Source organism: Collinsella sp. SGI.095 (genome assembly GCF_050314535.1).
Taxonomy (GTDB): domain Bacteria; phylum Actinomycetota; class Coriobacteriia; order Coriobacteriales; family Coriobacteriaceae; genus Collinsella.
Genome location: NZ_JBNPNG010000001.1, coordinates 64,209 through 83,657, shown reverse-complemented (window position 1 = coordinate 83,657; position 19,449 = coordinate 64,209). Strand labels below are relative to the sequence as shown.

Below are 19,449 nucleotides of genomic sequence, written 5' to 3'. Positions count from 1 at the left end.
GAGCTACCTCCTTTGGTTGATGAGGTCCTCGATTATCGAGACGACCTCGTCGATGGTATGTGCGGTGGAGTCGACGTGCACGGCGTCCTCGGCGGGCACGAGCGGCGCGACCTCGCGGCTGCTGTCGAGCTTGTCGCGTTGCTTGAGGGCGTCGAGCGTCTCGTCGACCTCGGCCTCGAGCTGCTCTTCGGTGGGCGGCTGGGCGTCGTTTTGGTGGCGCTGCAGCACGCGGCGACGGGCGCGCTCGCGCGGGTCGGCGGTCAGGAACACCTTGATCTGCGCGTTGGGGAACACGACGGTGCCGATGTCGCGGCCCTCGGCCACGATGTCGCGGTCCTCGGCGGCGCGGCGCTGATGGATGAGCATGGCGGCGCGTACGCCCGGGTAGGCCGAGACCTTGGAGACGTTGGCGTCCACCTGCGGGGTGCGAATGGCAGCCGAGGCGTCCGCGCCGTCGATGGTCAGGCGTGTGTCCTCGCCGGTGCCGTTGGTAAAGCGGATCTCGATTTGCTCGGCGAGGGCGTCGATGGCAGCCTCGTCGTCCAGATCGATGCCGCGGTCGAGCGCGGCGAAGGTAACGGCGCGATACATGGCGCCCGTGTCGAGCTTGTTAAAGCCCAGCTGGCGGGCGATCTCCTTGGCGATGGTGGACTTGCCGGAACCGGCGGGGCCGTCGATGGCGACGATCATGCAATGCTTCCTTTCGGTGGTTGACGTGCTGGTATGGGACGCGGGCGCTGCTTGCTGGCGGACTGGCTAGCCCGTGTAGCGCTCGCGGTAGGTGTTGCGCTTGGGCGCGGAGCCGTGGCTGCCGTGGTGGCGCGTGCGGCTCGCGGTGTTGGTCGCCGGCGCAGCGCCGCGCTTGGCGCCGGCCTGCTTGGGCGGGATGCCGCCGGCCTTGAGGATCTGTACCTCGCGGTCGGTGAGCTCGCGCCACGAGCCCTTGGCCACGTCCTTGAGCTCAAGGCCGGCAAAGTTGCAGCGGTGCAGGCGGATCACCGGGTGGTGGATCTTGCTCAGCATGCGCTTGACCTGGTTCTTGCGCCCCTCGCGGATAATGACCTCCACGGCGGTTGTGCCAGGCTTCACACCCTGCGGAGCCACCGCCTCGGCCTCGCGCGCGGTAATAACGCGGCAGATTGCCGGCTGGCACAGGCCGTCGTCGAGCTCGATGCCGCGGCGCAGCGGTTCCAAGTCGCGATCGGTCAGGTGTCCGTCCACGAGCGCCTGGTAGGTCTTGTAGACGTGCTTGCTGGGGTGCAGCAGGTCCTGCGACAGGTCGCCGTCGGTGGTAAAGAGCAAAAGGCCCGTGGTGTCGCGGTCCAGACGGCCCACCGGGAAGAGCCCCGGAAAGCGGTCGCGCGGGACCAGGTCGGCCACGCAGGGGCGCTCCTGCGGATCGCTCATGGTGGTGAGATAGCCGGTCGGCTTGTAGAGCATCAGGTACACGGCGCCCTGGTTGAGCTTGACGGGCATGCCGTCAACCTCGATATGGTCGCGGTCCACATCGACCTTGGTGCCCAGTTCGGTCGCGACCTGGCCGTTGACAGTCACGCGGCCGGCGGTCATCAGGTCCTCCGAGCCGCGGCGACTCGCAACACCCGCGCGCGCCAAAAAGCGCTGCAGGCGCATGGTGTGCGGGTAGACGGGCTGGGGGTCGATCGCGGGCGCGCCCGTGGCACCAGCGGTACGCGTCTCCCCTGTTTCGTTAGTCCTCGTCATGCGTATCCTCCGCAGCGTCGTCAGCGGCAAGTGTTCCCTCGCCACCGACTGCCTCGACATCCTCAACATCGGTATCCAGCAGCTCGCGCTCTTCGTCCAGGTCCTCGACCTGCTCCTCGAGCGTAGACTGAATGCTGCGGCCGCTCAGGCGCTCGCGGATAAACTGGCGCGACTGCTCGTCGGGGGCAAACTGCTCCAGATCGGGCAGGTCGCGGGTGGAGCGCAGACCAAACTTCTCCAAAAAGGCGTTGGTCGTGCCGTAAATGATGGCTTGACCGCGCTGGGGGTCGCGACCGAGCTCGCGCACCAGACCCTTGTCAACGAGCGACGCGATGACGCCGTCGGAGTTGACGCCGCGGATGCCCTTGACCACCTCGCGCGTAACGGGCTGGTGGTAGGCGATGACGGCCAGGGTCTCGAGTGCCGCCTGCGACAGTTTTTGCGTATCCCAGCTCAGCACATAGGCCTCGACCACGTCATGGTAGGCGGGATGCGTAAACAGGCGCCAGCCGCCGGCAACCTCGCGCAGCTGAAAGCCGCGGTTGGCCTCCTCGTACTCAACTTTGAGCTCGGCCAAAAGCGACGCACACTCGCCTGGGGCGATATCCAGCGCATCTGCCAGCGCGGGCGCGCTCACCGGATCGCTCGAAACCAGCAGGAGCGCCTCGAGGGCGCCCTTGAGGCTGTTTGCCTCTAGCGTAGAAAGGGTTGACATGGTAGCCGCTCCTATTCGGTGAGCTCGGGGCCCTCGCCGGGCACGTAGGCCTCGGCGCCCTCGACGCGGTTGATACGAATGGTTCCAAAGATCTCGTCCTGGCTCAGGGTGAGCGAGCCGCGCTTGGCGAGTTCGAGCATGGCCAGGAAGGTGACGACGAGCTGCTCGGTGGTGGCGTCGCCGTCTAACAGCTCGCGGAAGGTGCAGGTTTGGTGCGCCATGGTAAAGCGGTCGACCGAGGCCACCGTCAGGTCGAGCGGCACGCGATGCGGCGCCACGTGCTCGGCCTCCAGCAGGAAGGTCTGGCGCTTGCCGTCCAGGTCGGCGCAGATGACGGCGAGGCCGCGCAGGGTAATACCGGCCAGGTAGTCGGGCATAAGGCCCAAAAACTCGGGGTCGGGGCCGGCCACACGCGGATGCATGCGGCTTTCGGCCTGCATGCGCGCGCCAAGAGCCGCCGCCGCGCCCTTAAACTGCTTGTAGGCGATCAGGCGCTGGATCAGGACCTCGCGCAGGGCGTCGCCGTCGAGCGCGCTGAGCTCCTCGAGGTCTTCGTCAATCTCGTCATCGTCGACGGATTTGCTGGGGGCCTCCTGCGGCACCAGCGAGGCGGCCTTGATGTCCAAAAGGGTTGCCGCGACCAGCAGAAAGTCACTCGCCACGTCCAGGTCCAGCGCCTCAATACGCTCGACCTCGGCCAGGTACTGCTCGGCCACCTCGCTGATAGAGATGGCGCCGATATCAACTTTTTGGCGGGTTACCAGCTGCAGCAGCAGGTCGAACGGTCCGCTGTAGACCTGCGTCGACACGCGATACGACATCTTCGACCTCCTTTGACGGCGCCTTCGCGGCGCGGTTTGGGTGCATGTTGCGACCGTTTTGCACGGTCGACCTGTAAGTTTACCTTAGATGCCGGCGATTGCGAAGTTAAGCAGCTGCCCAGCGAGCGGATACACGGTAACGTCGAAATATCGTCCGATCAAGTCGATGCCGGTCCACATGGGCAGCAGATACAGCACGATGATAAGGATCGGCATGGCGTATTGCTGCAGTTGGTAGTAGTTGGCGAGTGCCTTGCCTTTGAGAAACGGCACGATGATCGACGAGCCGTCGAGCGGCGGAATCGGAATAAGGTTAAAGAACGCAAGCGACAGGTTGACCACGATAAAGGTGGCGCCAAAGTTCATGATTTGGGACGCCACGGCAAAGGACATGCTGGTGTAGAGGTTGCCATATGCTGTGTGCATGATGGCGGCCGCAAGGCACGCCAGTGCGATGTTCGATACGGGGCCGGCCACGCTCACCAAGACCTCGTCGCGCTTGGGATGCTTAAGGTTGTTGAGGTACACGGGCACGGGCTTGGCGAAGGCGAACACCGGGCCGCCGGCGGCGAGCATGAGCAGCGGTAGGATGATGGTGCCAAACGGGTCAATATGGTTGAGCGGGTTGAGCGAGACGCGGCCGCGCGAACGGGCCGTCTTGTCGCCGAGCGCCCAGGCCGCGGCGGCGTGCGCGCTCTCGTGGATAACGATGCCCACGATGACGGCGACGGCGCTCGCGAGCAGGTTCATGAGGTAGCTACTGGACATGGCGCTCCCCTAGCGGACGCGGCGCGAGGCGCGCGTGAGCAGGTAGTCGGCCACAAACAGGATGACGGCCACGATGGCGTAATCCAGGCGGAACACACCGCCGAAGGGCGATGTGATGACGCCGTATCCGGCGATGGCGCTCGGCAGCGCGCGAGAAAGCTCAACGACAAAGCCCACAATCTGCAGCTTGGCGGAGAGGCCGCTAAAGCACAGCAGCACGGTCATCGCGCTCATAAAAATGCCGCAGATGCGGCACGCGATGGCTATGATGCTCATCGCCACGGCAGCGGCCTTACGAGAGTTCACGCGCGGTCTCCTCTTCGATTTGGGTGGAAAGCTCCAGCCATTCGTCCTCGAGCTTGGGCAGCTCTTGCTTAAGGCCGTTATATTCCCCCAGCGCGGCGTTGAACTTATCCTGATCGGCATAAAGCTCTTCGCTCGCCATCAATTCCATAAGCTCGTCATAGCGGGCGCGCTTTTTGTCGAGCTCGGCCTCGATCTTCTTGAGCTGGTTGCGCACGCCCTTGAGCTTTTTGTTGAGCGCAGCGCGGGCCTGGGCCTCGGCGCGCTTTTGCTCCTTGGTCTTTTTGCCCTCGGCTGGCTTGGGGGCGGCGGCGGGGGTATCGGCCTGGGCGGCGCTGGCTTTGGTGGGCTTGGCCGCGGAAGGCGTGCTCTCCCCTGCCGCCTCGGCGGCGGCGCGGGCCGCGAGGTCCTCGCGCTTGTAGTGGTAGTAGTCGTAGTCGCCGTCATAGACCGTGACCTTGCCATCGCGGATGTCGATGACGCGGTTGGCCACGGCTCGCACCAGGTGCTCGTCGTGACTGATCAGTACAATGGTGCCGGGGAAGTTTTGTAGGGCGTTCTCGAGCATGTCCACCGAGTCGATGTCCAGGTGGTTAGTGGGCTCGTCCAGGCACAGAAGTGCCTCGGGGGCCACGAGCATCTTAGCCAGGGCCAGACGCGCCTTTTCGCCGCCGGAAAGAACGCGGACCTGCTTTTCGATAGAATCGTTGTCACTAAACAGGAAGGCGCCCAGCAGGCTGCGCTGCTGTGGCACGGTCCACTTGGGCGTGACGGTGTCGATTTCTTGCAGGACGGTGTTGGACTCGGTCATGCCCTCGAGCGCGTGCTGGGCGTAATAGGCCACGCCCACGTTGGTACCCAGTTCGCGCGTGCCGGTAGTGGGCGGCTCCAGGCCGGCGATGATCTTCATGAGCGTGGACTTGCCGGCGCCGTTGGGGCCGACGAGCGCCACATGCTCGCCGCGGTAGAGTTTGAGGTCGATATCGCTATAGATGTGCTTGTTGCCGTAGGACTTGGACACGCCCTCCAGGCCCACGACCATGTCGCCCGAGCGCGGCGGGTCGGGGAACTTAAAGTCGATGTGCTTGTGGCCTTCGGGCAGGATGACGAGCTCCTTTTTGATCTGCTCGATCTTGCGGATGCGCTCCTGCGCCTGGGCGGCTTTGGTGGGCTTGTAGCGGAACTTGTCGACGAAAACCTGCATGTGGGCGATGTCGCGCTCCTGGGCGGCACGCTTGGCGCGCATCTGCTCCAGGTTGTCCTCGCGCTGCTTGAGGTAGCTGCTGTAATTGCCGGTGTAGGTAGTCACGCGGCGGTTCTCGAGCGCGGCGACGTGGTCGACGCAGGCGTCCATAAAGGCGCGGTCGTGGCTGACGATGAGCACGGCGCCGTCGTAGTTGGCGATAAAGCCGCACAACCACTGGACGCTTTCGAGGTCCAGGTGGTTGGTGGGCTCGTCCAGAAGCAGCAGATCAGGATGGCGCAGGAAGAGCTTGGCCAGCGCGATGCGCATCTGCCAGCCGCCCGAGAACTCGGAACACGGGCGCTCAAAGTCGGTGACCTTAAAGCCCAGACCGGACAGGATCTTGCGGGCATTGCTTTCGAGCTCGTAGCCGCCCAAGTGCTCAAAGCGGTCCTGGACCTGGCCGTACTCGTTAAGGAGCGCGTCGACGTCCTTGCCCTGCTCAGAGAGCTCGGTGATCTGGGCCTGCAGCTCGTTGGCGCGCTCACCCATGCGGCGGATTTCCTTGGCGGCGGCCATGACCTCGGCGAGGATGGTCGTATCCTTGTGCTCCAGGTTGGTTTCCTGCTCGAGGTAGCCCACCTGACAGTCCTTGGAGTACTGGACCTGGCCGGCGTCGGGGCTGTCGATACCCATGATGATTTTGAGCATGGTGGTTTTGCCGGCGCCGTTGGGTCCCACGAGCGCAAAGCGCTCGCCGGGGTTGATCTGAAAGGACGCGCCGCTAAAGAGGACGCGCGCGCCGAAGCTTTTTTCGATCTTGTCGACCAGGAGGATCATGGTGCCGCCTTTGACCTTGTGTGCCTATATGAAAAAAGGCCCCAACTTGCGTTGGAGCCTCATTCAATGCTCGGGTGGAGACGAGGGGGATCGAACCCCTGACCTCTTGACTGCCAGTCAAGCGCTCTCCCAGCTGAGCTACGCCCCCGTGCGAAGAAGTACTATACGGGAACTCGGACGGAGATGCAAGGACAATTTTAGAAAAACTTTCGCCGTCGCGGCGCGGGGGCGCGGACCCGCACAGGATCGAGAGTCCGCGATGCCTGGCCATGCCCGCGGGGCGCGCCCTAAGGCGTGCGGTGCTGCCGCAGCCCGCCTTTCCGGCTCCAGCCCGGTCGCCCCCGGGGACCTCCCGCCATGAACGCGACCCAAGGCGTTTGGAAGTGGGCAAACAAGCTACTTGCAAGAAAATGTTGCCATGAAAAAGAAACAGGCCAGACAGATTGCCTGACCTGTTGAAAAATCTGGTGGGCCCTCCGGGATTCGAACCCAGAACCCAGGGATTATGAGTCCCCTGCGCTAACCGTTGCGCCAAGAGCCCTTTATATTAGTGGTTGCAAAGGCAATGGAGAAGTTCCATTTAGCGTGTCGTTGCACCACGACGTGAAATACTACCATGCGCGCAATGGTCATTCAACGCACGATCTTTTCGATCGGAAGGATCATGGTCCTGCCTTTGACCTTGTGTGCCTATATGAAAAAAGGCCCCAACTTGCGTTGGAGCCTCATTCAATGCTCGGGTGGAGACGAGGGGGATCGAACCCCTGACCTCTTGACTGCCAGTCAAGCGCTCTCCCAGCTGAGCTACGCCCCCGTGCGAAAAAGTACTATACGGGAACTCCTCCAAGGGTGCAAGAACAATTTTGAAGAAACTTTTTTGATCACACTCTCTGTGTCAAAAAGAAAAAGGCCAGAGGCTTATCACCTCTGACCTGTGCTTTTGATGGTGGGCGATACAAGATTCGAACTTGTGACCCCATCCGTGTGAAGGATATGCTCTACCCCTGAGCCAATCGCCCGTCGCCTTTCGGCAAAAGAGATACTAACATAGCAACGCGAGGATTACCAAGAACTTTTTGGCTTCGATTGTAAAATCGTATGTCAAACCGCTCCGGAGCAATCCGTGTTTACGGCATACTTGCAGCACAACGACCTGTTCCTACACTCGTCGTCAAAACCAGCAGCTAAACCAATTTTCATACGGCAAGACCTTCTCGTAATAGGTGTCGAAGATCTTGGGATGCTCGTACTCGTAAATCCCGCTGGACCACACCACCATTTATTGAAATGATTAAACCTTTTTATAGACTCGCGCCGAAACGCCCGCCGCGAACACAGTCAACCAATTGAGCCTCTTTATAAGAAAAAAAGCCTCCGGTTTTCCGAAGGCTTTACATTCACGATGGTGGAGACGAGGGGGATCGAACCCCTGACCTCTTGACTGCCAGTCAAGCGCTCTCCCAGCTGAGCTACGCCCCCGTGACGAGGAGATACTATAGGGTAAGATCCTTGGTTGTGCAAGAAGTTTTTTGGCTTGATCTTCTTACTTACGGGTTTTCCTGGGACGGGGCTGAATTGACTGATTTTGACTTTGGCAAAATCAGTCAATTAACCCACCGTCCCGATAAAACCCTCACGCGGCGATTGCCTACTCGCCCACCATCCCGATAAAACCCTCACGGTATAAAAAACCGATTACGATGCCTTGGTGGACTTGAATCTTGGCCGTTTTCCTTACGACATTAGAGATGCCCGTGTCAGCTAACAGGCCTAGAGGGCTGTGGTCTAGCTCCCACTCTAGGCCGTGTTCGCTTACTACTGTCCCAGGGGCTATGGCGATGATGGAGAACGTCTTGCCCTCGGCACCCTCGATGATCCACGACTCGCCTGCGTGAAGGATGCGGGCGACCACCTTGTCCTCGGCAATCCAAATGGGGGCGTCCGCATAGCCTGCCAGTAGCCCTAACACAGACAGGGCCATGTCGGGACGGCCGCCGGTGGCGCAGGTCGCAACCACCTCGGCACCCGGCCAGCGACGGCGGACCGAATCGAGTGCCAACGCTAGATCGGTATAGTCCTTGTAGGGGTCGTGGCGCTCAACCTCAAAGGCCTCGGCGGCATCGACCAACGCGCGACCGGTGTCGCTCACCGTGTCGGCATCTCCTACATACACGTCGCAACCCAGGCCAGCGCCCAGCAGCGCGTCGAGCCCGCGGTCCACGGCGACAACGTGGTCGCACTCCCCCGCTAGTCGACGCAACAGATCCGCGCTCGCCACCACCGGTGAGCCGCAAACAACTAATACTTTGCAAGCCACGGCCCTCGCCTATCCCTCAAACGCAAGCACGCGGGCCAGGTCCAGGTCCTCATAGCTATCGATAAAGATATCGCAGTTATCGCGAACCTCGTCGCGCTCCATACGGCCGTGCGGGTCATAAATGCCCACGCGCTTAAAGCCTGCAGTGCCAGAGCTCTTAAGGCCAAAGACGGCGTCCTCAAACACCCACGCGTGCTCAAACTGGTGCCCGTGGCGCTCTTCCAGGCGACGCAGCGCCAGCTCGTACACATCGGGGAACTGCTTGGAGCGGCCCGCCTCGCCCGTCGTGGTAATAAACTCCATATAGGCGTCGAGCCCCGCACCCACGAGTGCGGACCGCACCAGCTCGGCCGGCGTGGACGTGGCCACGCACATAGCAATGCCGGCCGACTTCGCCTGCTCCAAAAATGCCAGGAGCCCCTCGCGCGGCGGCACCTTGGAGTAGCCATCGATCAGGATGTCGCTCAGCTCGCGATACAGCTCCTCGCCATTTTCGCCAATGCCCCACGTGTCGTGGTAGGCCTGGCACTCGTCCTCGAGCGACAAATGCTCAAACTGGGCAAAATCGTCAATCGTTACATCAATGCCGTGACGCCGCAATAATGCGGGCTGGGCATAGGCCCAAACGGGAGTGCTATTTACCAGTGTGCCGTCGCAATCAAAAATAAAAGCAACATTAGAGGCGGCTGTGTGGTTCATTCGCAAACCTTTCAATGTCAAATGGTAAACAACCTGCTAAAAACGTTTTACCAAACGTAAATCTAAAAATCTTGAAACCCTAATTGGTAAAACTGTCAAGAGTTTTACCATCGCAATTCTGTCAGTGGCATAAACATGGCGCTCACCGATTAAACGCCACCGTAAATCCACTTTCGTCCATAAAACTAACGGACAGGTGTTATTGTGGTTTTTGCCGAAAGTTCCACCGTGCACGCGAGGTGGGACGACTCATAGAGCTATCGCCGTCCCTTCGATTCGCGCAGCCTTGGACCTTTCGCATCTAGTCACCAAGGCAACACGCTGCCGCGTCATGATGGGATCAAACGTGAGCGATACAAAGCTAAAGCCAGCAACCAAAAAGCCCGCTACCCGTAAAGTCGCCCCGCACGCACCGGAGCTCACCAAGGACGATGTCTATCTGTTTGGCATTGGAATGTGGGAGCGCAGCTGGGAAAAGATGGGCGCGCATCCCGACACGCAGCAGCGCACGCGCGGCTGGCGTTTTTGCGTTTGGGCGCCCGACGTTAAGAGCGTCCACGTTATCGGTGAATTTAACAATTGGGACGAACAAGCCAACCCGCTGGTGCCCGTACACACGAGCGCTATCTGGGAAGGCTTTATTCCTGGCGCCGAGCAGGGCCAGCTCTATAAATACCTCATCGAGACCAACGAGGGCGAAAAGCTCTACAAGGCCGATCCGTACGCCTTTAAGGCCGAGTGCCCTCCGGGAACGGCGAGCGTGCTGTGGACCCTCGATGGCTACCAGTGGAACGACGCCGCGTGGCTCAAACGCCGCGCCGGGCACAACCATATGTCGCAGCCGCTCAACATCTACGAGGTGCATATTGGCTCGTGGAAGCGCCACGGAGACGAGCCACAGGGCGAGCCGGACGAGTACGGCAACTACCCCGGTCCCATGGACCCCTTCCCTGCGCAGCGCGGCGAGTTTTACACCTACGACGACCTGTCGGTGGAGCTCGTGGACTACGTGCGCGATATGGGCTACACGCATATCGAGGTCATGCCGCTTATGGAGCACCCCTTCGATGGCTCCTGGGGCTACCAGACGACCGGCTACTTTGCCGCCACGTCACGCTACGGCAACCCGCAGCAGCTCATGCACTTTATCGATGCGTGCCACGAGGCGGGCATCGGCGTGATTATGGACTGGGTGCCCGGCGGTTTTTGCGCCGACTCCCACGGCCTTGCCACCTTTAACGGCCACATGCTGTTTGAGCACGAGATTCACCCCAACTGGGGCACGCACAAGTTTGACTTTGCCCGCGGCGAGGTCCGCTCCTTCTTGGTCTCCAACGTGCTGTACTGGATCGAGAACTTCCATGTGGACGGCATTCGCATGGACGGCGTGTCCAGCATGCTGTACCTCAACTTTGGCATTGACGATCCTGGCCAAAAGAAGTTCAACAAGTACGGTACCGAGGAGGACCTGGACGCCAGCGCGTTTATCCGTCAGGTCAACTGCGCTGTTGAGGCGCACTACCCCGACGTGATGATGATGGCCGAGGAGTCCACCGCGTGGCCGCTTGTGACCTATCCGCCGCAGGACGGCGGCCTGGGCTTCCACTACAAGTGGGACATGGGCTGGATGAACGACACCCTGCACTACATGCAGACCGATTTTCCGTGGCGCCCCGGCAACCATGGCTTGCTCACGTTCTCCATCATGTACGCCTTTACCGAGAACTTTATCTGCCCGCTGAGCCATGACGAGGTCGTGCACGGCAAGTGCTCGCTCATCGGCCGCATGCCGGGTGACTGGTGGCGCCAGTTTGCCGGCCTGCGCACGCTCGCCTTCTACCAGATGACGCACCCCGGTGCCAAGCTCAACTTTATGGGCAACGAGATCGGCCAGTTTATCGAGTGGCGCTACTACGAATCTATTCAGTGGTTCTTGACCGAGCAGTATGAGACCCATGCACACCATCAGGCGTTCATTAAGGCGCTCAACCACCTGTATACCGCCGAGCCTGCCCTGTACGAGCGCGGCTACAATGACGACGGCTTTACCTGGATCGACGCGGACAACTCCAAGCAGTCCATCGTGAGCTTTGTGCGTCAGGGCGAAAACGTCGATGACGACCTCGTGATCCTGATCAACTTTGACCCGGCGGCCTACGAGAGCTTCCGTGTGGGCGTGCCGCGTGAGGGCGACTGGGAGGTCATCTTTGACTCCGACCGTCCCGAGTTTGGCGGCAGCGGCTATGCTGGCGAGGAGCCCTACACCTGCTCGAGCGAGCCCTATCCCTGGAACGGGCAGATGGACTCCATCGAGATTAAGGTGCCCAGCCTGGCAGGCGTGGTGCTTAAGCGTCGCGGCCCCAGCAGCTATAAGCCGCCCGTGGTCGAGGAGCCCAAGAAGGCGACCCGCAAGCGTGCGTCCTCGGTAAAGCCCAAGCCAGCGGCCGCCAAGAAGGCTCCGGCCAAGGCGAAGGCTGCGACGACCAAGGCCAAGGCTAAGGCCGCCGCAAAGCCCGCTGCCAAGGCTACCGCGACCAAGAAGCCGGCTGCCAAAAAGGCCGCTACCAAAGCCAAGTCTGCTTCTGTTAAGTCATCACCTAAGGATGCGTAACAAAGCCATTACAGCTGTAATTACCCGCCCCAGCGGGGCGTAGGATACAAGTCACAACCGTTCCGGGAGAAACATCCCCGGGGGAAAGGAACGTATGAATAAGATCTTCGACAACAAGCAGGAGTTTACCGAGCTCTATCGCGATGCCGTCATGAGCATTAGCGGCAAGAGCGTCGAGGCCGCCAGCGACCTGGATCGCTTTAACGCCTTGGCCAAGCTCGTGGCCGAGAAGGCGCGCACCGTTGCCACCAAGAGCGACGCCCGCGCCACCGCCGAGGGCAAGAAGCGCGTGTACTACTTCTCGATCGAGTTTTTGATCGGCCGCCTGCTCGACAACTACCTGCTCAACTTTGGCGTGCGCGACATGGTCGCCGAGGCACTCGACGATATGGGCCTTGACCTGTCCGTCATCGAGAGCCAGGAGCCCGATCCGGCGCTGGGCAACGGTGGCCTGGGTCGTCTGGCCGCATGCTTCCTGGATTCCATGGCAGCCGAGGGCATTGCCGGCTACGGCAACGGCATGCGCTACCGCTACGGCCTGTTTAAACAGGAGATCGTCAACGGCAGCCAGGTCGAAACCACCGACGAGTGGCTCACCAACGGCTATCCCTGGGAGGTCCGTCGTCAGGACAAGGCCGTGACCATTAAGTTTGGTGGCCGCGTCGAGGGCTTTGAGGAGAACGGTCGCACGTTCTATCGAACCGTGGACACGCAGGACATCCTGGCCGTCCCTTACGACATCCCCGTGGTGGGCTATGCCGGCGAGACCGTCAACAAGCTGCGCGTCTGGGCCGCTGAGCCGGTCGAGGAGCACTTCGATCTGGAGGCCTTCAACCGCGGCGACTACGCCCTGGCCGACGCCGAGCGCGCCGAGGCCGAGGCCATCAGCGCCATCCTCTACCCCAACGACGCCGGCGAGCACGGCCGTCTGCTTCGTCTGAAGCAGGAATACCTGTTTGTCTCGGCCGGTATCTATAGCCTGCTCGACACCTTTGAGAAGGAGCACGGCGCGAACTGGGAGCTGCTGCCGCAGTTTGTGGCCATCCACACCAACGATACGCACCCCGCCATGTGCGGCCCCGAGCTTATGCGCATCCTCATCGACGAGAAGAAGCTCGAGTGGGATGACGCCTGGAACATCGTGACGCAGGTCGTAAGCTACACCAACCACACCATCCTGCCCGAGGCCCTGGAGAAATGGCCCATCGGTACGTTCTCCAAGCTCCTCCCCCGTGTGTACCAGATCATCGACGAAATCAGCCGTCGTTGGCATGAGTCGTTCGATACTACGCAGGAAGGCTGGCAGGAGCGCCTGCGCCAGACCGCCATCCTATGGGACGGCGAGGTTCGCATGGCCAACCTGTCCGTGATCTGCAGCCACAGCGTCAACGGCGTGGCCAAGATTCACTCCGATATCATCAAGAACAATGTGCTCAAGGACTTCTATGCCTTAACGCCCGAGAAGTTCAACAACAAGACCAACGGCATCTCGCACCGTCGCTTCTTTGCCGAGGCCAACCCCACCTACGCCAAGCTCGTGACCGAGGCCATTGGCGACGGCTGGCTGAAGGACGCCTTTGAGCTGGAGAAACTTAAAGGTTTTCAGAACGACACCGAGTTCCTGAAGGCCGTGGGTGCCTCCAAGCGCACCAACAAGGAGCGCCTTGCCGCCTACGTTAAGGCAGAGACCGGTCTGGTTATAGACCCCAACACCGTCTTCGATGTTCAGGTAAAGCGTTTCCATGCCTACAAGCGCCAGCTCATGAACATCATGAAGGTGATGGACATCTACAACCGTCGCATCGCCAATCCCAACTTCCACGTGACACCGACGACCTTTATCTTTAGCGGCAAGGCTGCCTCGAGCTACACCTTTGCCAAGGAGACCATCCGCCTGATCAACTCGGTGGCCGAGGTCATCAACAACGACCCGCGCGTCAACGAGGTCATGAAGGTCTGCTTTATCCCCAACTTCCGCGTGAGCAACGCACAGCTCATCTACCCTGCCGCCGAGATTTCGGAGCAGATTTCCACAGCTGGCAAGGAGGCCTCGGGCACGTCCAACATGAAGCTCATGATGAACGGCGCCATTACGCTGGGCACCCTCGACGGTGCCAACATCGAAATCGCCGATTTGGCCGGCCGCGAGAACGAGGCGATCTTTGGCCTGACCGCTCCCGAGGTCGAGCAGCTCTGGGCATCGAACAGCTACTTTGCGTGGGATACGCTCAACAATGATCGCGAACGTCTGGGCCGCGTGATGGATGAGCTCAAGGACAACACGTTTGCCGGCCTTTCGGGCAACTTTGAGAGCATCTACAACGAGCTTATGAACAACAACGACCCCGACCTGGTCATGGCAGACTTCCGCAGCTACGTGGATGCATGGGAGAAGCTCACGGGCAGCTATAGCGACCAGGAGACCTGGAACCGCAAGGCGCTGCTCAACACCGCCTCGAGCGGCTGGTTCTCGAGCGACCGCACCATTCGCGAGTACCGCGACGAGATCTGGCACGCTTAAAGGCCGCGAGTTCCCTTTGCCGCACGGCATTACTCGACGGGCGCGACCGAGCGCCACGCCCGTCGCTAATGGGTTTAGGAACATCGATGACAGAAGGAGAAACCGATGAGTAAGAAAGAATGCATCGCGATGCTCCTCGCAGGAGGACAGGGCAGTCGATTGGGGGCACTCACCCAAAAGATCGCTAAGCCGGCGGTTAGCTTTGGTGGCAAGTTCCGCATTATCGACTTTTCGCTGTCTAACTGCTCCAATTCGGGCATCGACACGGTGGGCGTTCTGACGCAGTATCGTCCCTATCTGCTGCATGCCTACGTGGGCTCTGGCGAGGCGTGGGATCTGGACAGCCGCGACGGTGGCGTGTCGATCCTGCCGCCGTACGAAACGCAAACCGGTGGCGCATGGTATGCGGGCACGGCCGACGCCATCACGCAGAACCTCAACTACATCAAGTCCAACGACCCCAAGTACGTCCTGATTCTTTCGGGCGATCATCTGTATCGCATGGACTACCGCAAGATGCTCAAGACGCACATTGAGAACAACGCCGACCTCACGGTGAGCGTTATGCCCGTGCCGTGGGAGGAGGCCAGCCGCTTTGGCATCCTGACCACCGATCCCGAGGACGGCCGCATCACCAAGTTCACGGAGAAGCCCGAGAAGCCCGATTCGAACCTCGCGTCCATGGGCATCTACATCTTCTCGGCCGACGTGCTGATCAAGGCGCTCGAGGAGGACGCTCTGGACCAGCGCTCGAGCCACGACTTTGGCAAGGACATCATCCCCAAGCTGCTCGGCGAGGACAAGCGCCTGTACAGCTACGAGTTCCACGGCTTTTGGAAGGATGTTGGCACCATCGCCAGCTTCCACGAGACCTCGATGGACCTGCTGGGCAACAACCCCGAGTTCGATCTGTTTGACAAGAGCTTCCCCATCATGTCCAACATCACCACGCGTCCGCCGCACTACATTGGCCCGGACGGTCGCCTGGACGACTGCCTGGTCTCCAATGGCTGCAAGATCTACGGCACCGCTCGCCACTCGATCCTTTCGACCGATGTCATTATCGAGGAGCGCGCCGTGGTCGAGGACTCCGTGCTGCTGCCGGGTGCGCACGTTAAGAGCGGCGCGCACATTTGCCGCGCTATTTTGGGCGAGAACTCCACGGTCGAAGAGGGCGTGAAGCTCGGCTCTGTCGATACCACCAAGGATACGGCCGTCGTTGGAAATGACGTCGTTGTCGGGAAGGGGGAATGATCCGATGATCAATCGCAAGGCCATCGGCTATATCACCGCTAACTACTCTTCGACCTACGGCAGCGTGCTGCTCAAGGATCGCCCCATCGCGTCCGTTCCGTTTTTGGGCCGCTACCGCCTGATCGACTTTCCGCTGTCCAACATGATGAATGCCGGCATTAAGACCGTCGGCGTTGTCATGCCGGGCAACTACCGCTCGCTGATCGACCACGTGGGCTCGGGCAAGGACTGGGGCCTGGACCGCAAGAACGGCGGCCTGTTCATGGTGCCCGGCAACGCGTATGGCACCACAAAGGGCGGCATGCGCTTCTTGCTCCGCGACATCATCTCCAACAAGACGCTGTTCCAGCGCTCGGACAAGCCCTATGTTGTGATGATGGGCACCAACGTCATCTTTAACATGGACCTCAACACCATTATCGAGGCGCACGAGAAATCCGGTGCCCAGATGACCGTGGTGTACTGCAAGGCCACGCACAACATCGAAGACGAGACCAAGCTCGATATCAACGAGAACGGCCGCCTGACGGGCGTGAGCGCCGGCGTCGCGTACGGCGACAACGCCTCTATGGACTGCTGCATCGTCAACCGCGAGACGCTGCTCGAGATCATCGACCACTACCAAGCCGCCGACTATCTGGACCTGCTCGAGGCACTCCAGGGCGACTTTGGCAACATCGACGTGTGCAGCTATGAGTACAAGGGCGAGGTCGTGGGCGTGTTTAGCGAGAAGTCGCTGTATCGTCGCAGCATGGACCTGCTCGACCAGACCGTGGCCGATCAGCTCTTTGACCCCGAGCGCCCGATCCTGACCAAGGCCCACGACGTGCCGCCTTCGCGTTACGCGACCGGCAGCCACGCCTGCAACTCGATCATCTCGGCCGGCTGCATCATCAAGGGCACCGTGCGCAACTCGATCCTGTCACGCGGCGTTGTGATCGAGGAAGGCGCCTCGGTGACCAACTCGATCATCAACCAGAGCTGCATCATCAAGAGCGGCGCCCGTGTTGAGAACGCCATCCTGGACAAGAACAACGTGGTTCCCACCAACACCGAGCTTCGCGGTACGCCCGAGAACATCCTGGTGCTGGGCAAGGCTCCGTTAACTTCCGATACCACCATCGCTCGTTAACGTTGGCACCACATAATCGCACGTAACTTGTAGAATAGTCGCCCGGTTAGCGCCAGGCGACTATTCTAGAATTGCAACATGGGAGACAAAATGGCACAAACCAGCAAAAAGATGCAGATCGTGTTTGCCTCGGCAGAGTGCGCGCCGTTTGTTAAGACCGGTGGCTTGGGTGACGTGGCGGGCTCGCTGCCTGCGGCACTCGTGCGCGCTGGCGCCGAAGTCATTGTGATGGTGCCCAAGTACGCCACCATCAAGGACGAGTACAAGGCGCAGATGGAGCACTTTACCGACTTTTACGTGAGCCTGAGCTGGCGCAACGAGTACTGCGGGTTGGAGAAGCTCGAGCACGACGGCGTCACCTATATGTTCGTGGACAACGAGCACTACTTTGCGCGCGACTATCCCTACGGCTTCTTTGACGACGGCGAGCGCTTCGCGTTTTTCTCCAAGGCCATCACCGAGAGCCTGCAGCACCTGCCCGAAGGCTTTGAGTGCGACATCCTGCACTGCAACGACTGGCAGACGGCGCTGGCGCCCGTGTTCTTGCGAGAGTTCTACCAAGGCCTGCCGCTGTACGACCGCGTCAAGACCGTGTTCTCGATCCACAATGTGGCGTTCCAGGGCCAGTTTAGCGACACTGTGATGGAAGACATACTGGGTATGGCGCATATTCCAGCAGCCGCCACGCAGCTGCGCTGTGACGCCTGCAGCATTAACTATATGCTGGGCGCGCTGCACTATGCCGATGCCATCACCACGGTGAGCCCCACCTATGCGAGCGAGATCCAGACGCCCGAGTTTGGCGAGGGCCTGGACGGCGTGCTGCGCGAGCGTTCGTACGCTCTGCAGGGTATCCTCAACGGCATTGACGTTGTGGGTTTTGATCCGGCGACCGACAAGCGCATTGCCGCCAACTACACGGTTGATGACCGCACGGGGAAGGCCGTATGCAAGGCCAAGCTGCAGGAGGAGTTGGGGCTCGAGATTCGCGACGACCGTCCGCTTATGGTGATGGTCACGCGCCTGACGCGACAGAAGGGCATGGACCTGGTCATGTACGCGCTCGACCGCATCCTGTCCGGTGGCGTTCAGGTGGCCGTGCTGGGTACCGGCGACCGCGACTACGAGGACGGCCTGCGCTACTTCCAGGGCAAATACCCCGGCACCATGGCGGCGCGTATCGAGTTTGACCCGGCGCTTTCGCAGCGCATGTATGCCGCCGCCGATATGTTCCTGATGCCTTCGAAGTTTGAGCCCTGTGGCCTGTCGCAGATCATCGCCATGCGCTACGGCACCCTGCCCATTGTGCGCGAGACCGGTGGCCTGAAGGACACCGTGCAACCGTACAACGAGTTTACCGGCGAGGGCACGGGCTTCTCATTTAGTCACTTTAACGGCGACGAGATGGGCGACGCGGTGTTCCGCGCGGCTCGCCTGTTCTGGGATAACCGCAAGGCCTGGGATCAGCTGGTCACGCAGGCCATGAGCCAGGACTTTAGCTGGACACGTTCGGCCGATAAGTATCTGGACCTGTACTTCTTTATGCACCCAGAGATTGAGAGGCCGGTGGCAGTGGAGGCTGCTGCGGCTGTGGAGGAGCCGGTTGCCGCTGAGGCCGAGCCTGCGGCACCCGTTAAGGAGCCCGCTGCTGCCGAGGAGCCCAAAGCCGAGGAGAAGCCGGCTGACGACGGCGAGGTAAAGCCCACGGCGAAGCCTGCCGCCAAGAAGACGACGATCCGCATGACAACGGCTAAGAAGGCCACGACCACGAAGGCCGCTACGAGCAAGACCACCGCTGCCAAGGCAACCACCACGCGTAAGCGTACGACCGCCGCTGCCAAGAAGGCCGTCGAAGCCGAGGCCGCTCCCGAGGTAAAGGCCGAGGCCACCGCTGAGGCTACCACTGCCGAGGCTAAGACCGCGGCAAAGACCGCGACCAAGACCGCGGCCAAGAAGACCCCGACGAAGACCGCGACCGCCAAGAAGGCCACGGCTACGAAGTCGCCGGCGACCAAGGCTGCTACGACGAAGGCCGCCGCGAAGACGGCCCCGAAGGCTGCTGCAAAGCCCGCCGTCAAGGTCGAGGAGGCACCCTCCGAGCCCAAGGCCAAGGCAGCTGTCGAGGCAAAGCCGGCCGCCAAGACCACCACACGCAAGCGCGCAACGACAACGGCCAAAAAGGCTACGACCAAGACGGCCGCTCCCAAGGCAGAGGCTAAAGCCAAGGACGAACCCGCAGTAAAGGCCGAGCCGGAACCGAAGGACGCCGAGGTCAAGACCGCTCCGAAGGCTACGGTAAAGACCGAACCCGCCAAGAAGGCCCCGGTCTCCCCCGCCGCTCCAGCCGAGGAAAAGGCTCCGACCAAGAAGACCTCCGTCCGCAAGGCAACGGCCACCCGTAAGCGCCACTAGTCCGGACGATCTAAAACCTAATAAAAACCCTAAACAAGGGGCGCTCCAACTGGGCGCCCCTTCTCTGTAGATAGTTGGTAAAACGATTTTCTAGGACAACCGTTCGCCGATAGTGAGCGACTGTAGTTTATACAACTAAAGTGCAACGGAT

The 19,449-nt window shown here is 60.8% G+C and carries 14 protein-coding genes and 5 tRNA genes; 5 read left to right on the top strand and 14 right to left on the bottom strand.

What is annotated here, in order from left to right; translation table 11 throughout:
* Positions 1-3: 3 nt before the first annotated feature.
* From cmk to ACQRCA_RS00300, 14 genes are all read right to left on the bottom strand, one after another.
* Entirely contained in the window at positions 4-690 is a 687-nt protein-coding gene (gene cmk, locus ACQRCA_RS00365; RefSeq protein ID WP_427717418.1) for a (d)CMP kinase, read from the bottom strand.
* Between the two features lie 66 nt (positions 691-756).
* Positions 757-1,722, bottom strand: a complete 966-nt coding sequence (locus ACQRCA_RS00360) for a pseudouridine synthase (protein WP_427717415.1) — start codon at positions 1,720-1,722, stop codon at positions 757-759.
* Positions 1,709-2,437 carry an SMC-Scp complex subunit ScpB gene (scpB, locus tag ACQRCA_RS00355; protein ID WP_427717412.1) on the bottom strand — a complete coding sequence of 243 codons (729 nt, stop codon included), beginning with the start codon at positions 2,435-2,437 and terminating at the stop codon, positions 1,709-1,711. The genes ACQRCA_RS00360 and scpB overlap by 14 nt, the downstream gene beginning before the upstream one ends.
* An 11-nt stretch (positions 2,438-2,448) precedes the next feature.
* Complete coding sequence (locus ACQRCA_RS00350; RefSeq protein ID WP_427717409.1) at positions 2,449-3,258, bottom strand: segregation and condensation protein A; 810 nt, start codon at positions 3,256-3,258, stop codon at positions 2,449-2,451.
* Positions 3,259-3,342: 84 nt separating this feature from the next.
* Positions 3,343-4,026 carry a site-2 protease family protein gene (locus ACQRCA_RS00345; protein WP_427717406.1) on the bottom strand — a complete coding sequence of 228 codons (684 nt, stop codon included), beginning with the start codon at positions 4,024-4,026 and terminating at the stop codon, positions 3,343-3,345.
* Positions 4,027-4,035: 9 nt separating this feature from the next.
* Entirely contained in the window at positions 4,036-4,332 is a 297-nt protein-coding gene (locus ACQRCA_RS00340; protein ID WP_427717404.1) for a hypothetical protein, read from the bottom strand.
* The gene (locus tag ACQRCA_RS00335; RefSeq protein ID WP_427717402.1) at positions 4,319-6,352 is read right to left on the bottom strand and encodes an ABC-F family ATP-binding cassette domain-containing protein; all 2,034 of its coding nucleotides are present in this window, start codon (positions 6,350-6,352) and stop codon (positions 4,319-4,321) included. The genes ACQRCA_RS00340 and ACQRCA_RS00335 overlap by 14 nt, the downstream gene beginning before the upstream one ends.
* A 75-nt stretch (positions 6,353-6,427) precedes the next feature.
* Positions 6,428-6,500 (bottom strand) — tRNA-Ala (locus ACQRCA_RS00330).
* A gap of 317 nt (positions 6,501-6,817) precedes the next feature.
* A tRNA-Ile gene (locus ACQRCA_RS00325) sits at positions 6,818-6,893 on the bottom strand.
* A 200-nt stretch (positions 6,894-7,093) separates the two neighbouring features.
* A tRNA-Ala gene (locus ACQRCA_RS00320) sits at positions 7,094-7,166 on the bottom strand.
* Between the two features lie 130 nt (positions 7,167-7,296).
* Positions 7,297-7,371: transfer RNA gene (locus ACQRCA_RS00315), tRNA-Val, on the bottom strand.
* 384 nt (positions 7,372-7,755) lie between these two features.
* Positions 7,756-7,831: transfer RNA gene (locus ACQRCA_RS00310), tRNA-Ala, on the bottom strand.
* A gap of 169 nt (positions 7,832-8,000) precedes the next feature.
* Positions 8,001-8,669: a thiamine diphosphokinase gene (locus ACQRCA_RS00305; RefSeq protein ID WP_427717400.1), complete on the bottom strand. Its 669-nt coding sequence runs from the start codon at positions 8,667-8,669 to the stop codon at positions 8,001-8,003.
* A gap of 9 nt (positions 8,670-8,678) precedes the next feature.
* A complete protein-coding gene (locus tag ACQRCA_RS00300) occupies positions 8,679-9,368 on the bottom strand; it encodes an HAD family hydrolase (RefSeq protein ID WP_427717398.1) in 690 nt (229 codons plus the stop codon).
* Between the two features lie 331 nt (positions 9,369-9,699).
* Here ACQRCA_RS00300 and glgB point away from each other — a divergent pair, with 331 nt between their 5' ends.
* The 5 genes from glgB (at position 9,700) to glgA (ending at position 19,298) form a co-directional block, all read left to right on the top strand.
* On the top strand, positions 9,700-11,979 hold the full coding sequence (gene glgB, locus ACQRCA_RS00295) for a 1,4-alpha-glucan branching protein GlgB (protein WP_427717395.1): 2,280 nt from the start codon (positions 9,700-9,702) through the stop codon (positions 11,977-11,979).
* 94 nt (positions 11,980-12,073) lie between these two features.
* Positions 12,074-14,500, top strand: coding sequence for a glycogen/starch/alpha-glucan phosphorylase (locus ACQRCA_RS00290; RefSeq protein WP_427717393.1), 2,427 nt, complete (start codon positions 12,074-12,076; stop codon positions 14,498-14,500).
* 105 nt (positions 14,501-14,605) lie between these two features.
* On the top strand, positions 14,606-15,754 hold the full coding sequence (locus tag ACQRCA_RS00285) for a glucose-1-phosphate adenylyltransferase (RefSeq protein WP_427717391.1): 1,149 nt from the start codon (positions 14,606-14,608) through the stop codon (positions 15,752-15,754).
* A 4-nt stretch (positions 15,755-15,758) separates the two neighbouring features.
* Positions 15,759-16,886, top strand: a complete 1,128-nt coding sequence (gene glgD, locus ACQRCA_RS00280; RefSeq protein WP_427717388.1) for a glucose-1-phosphate adenylyltransferase subunit GlgD — start codon at positions 15,759-15,761, stop codon at positions 16,884-16,886.
* Positions 16,887-16,976: 90 nt separating this feature from the next.
* Positions 16,977-19,298, top strand: a complete 2,322-nt coding sequence (glgA, locus tag ACQRCA_RS00275; protein ID WP_427717385.1) for a glycogen synthase GlgA — start codon at positions 16,977-16,979, stop codon at positions 19,296-19,298.
* The last annotated feature ends 151 nt before the right edge of the window (positions 19,299-19,449 follow it).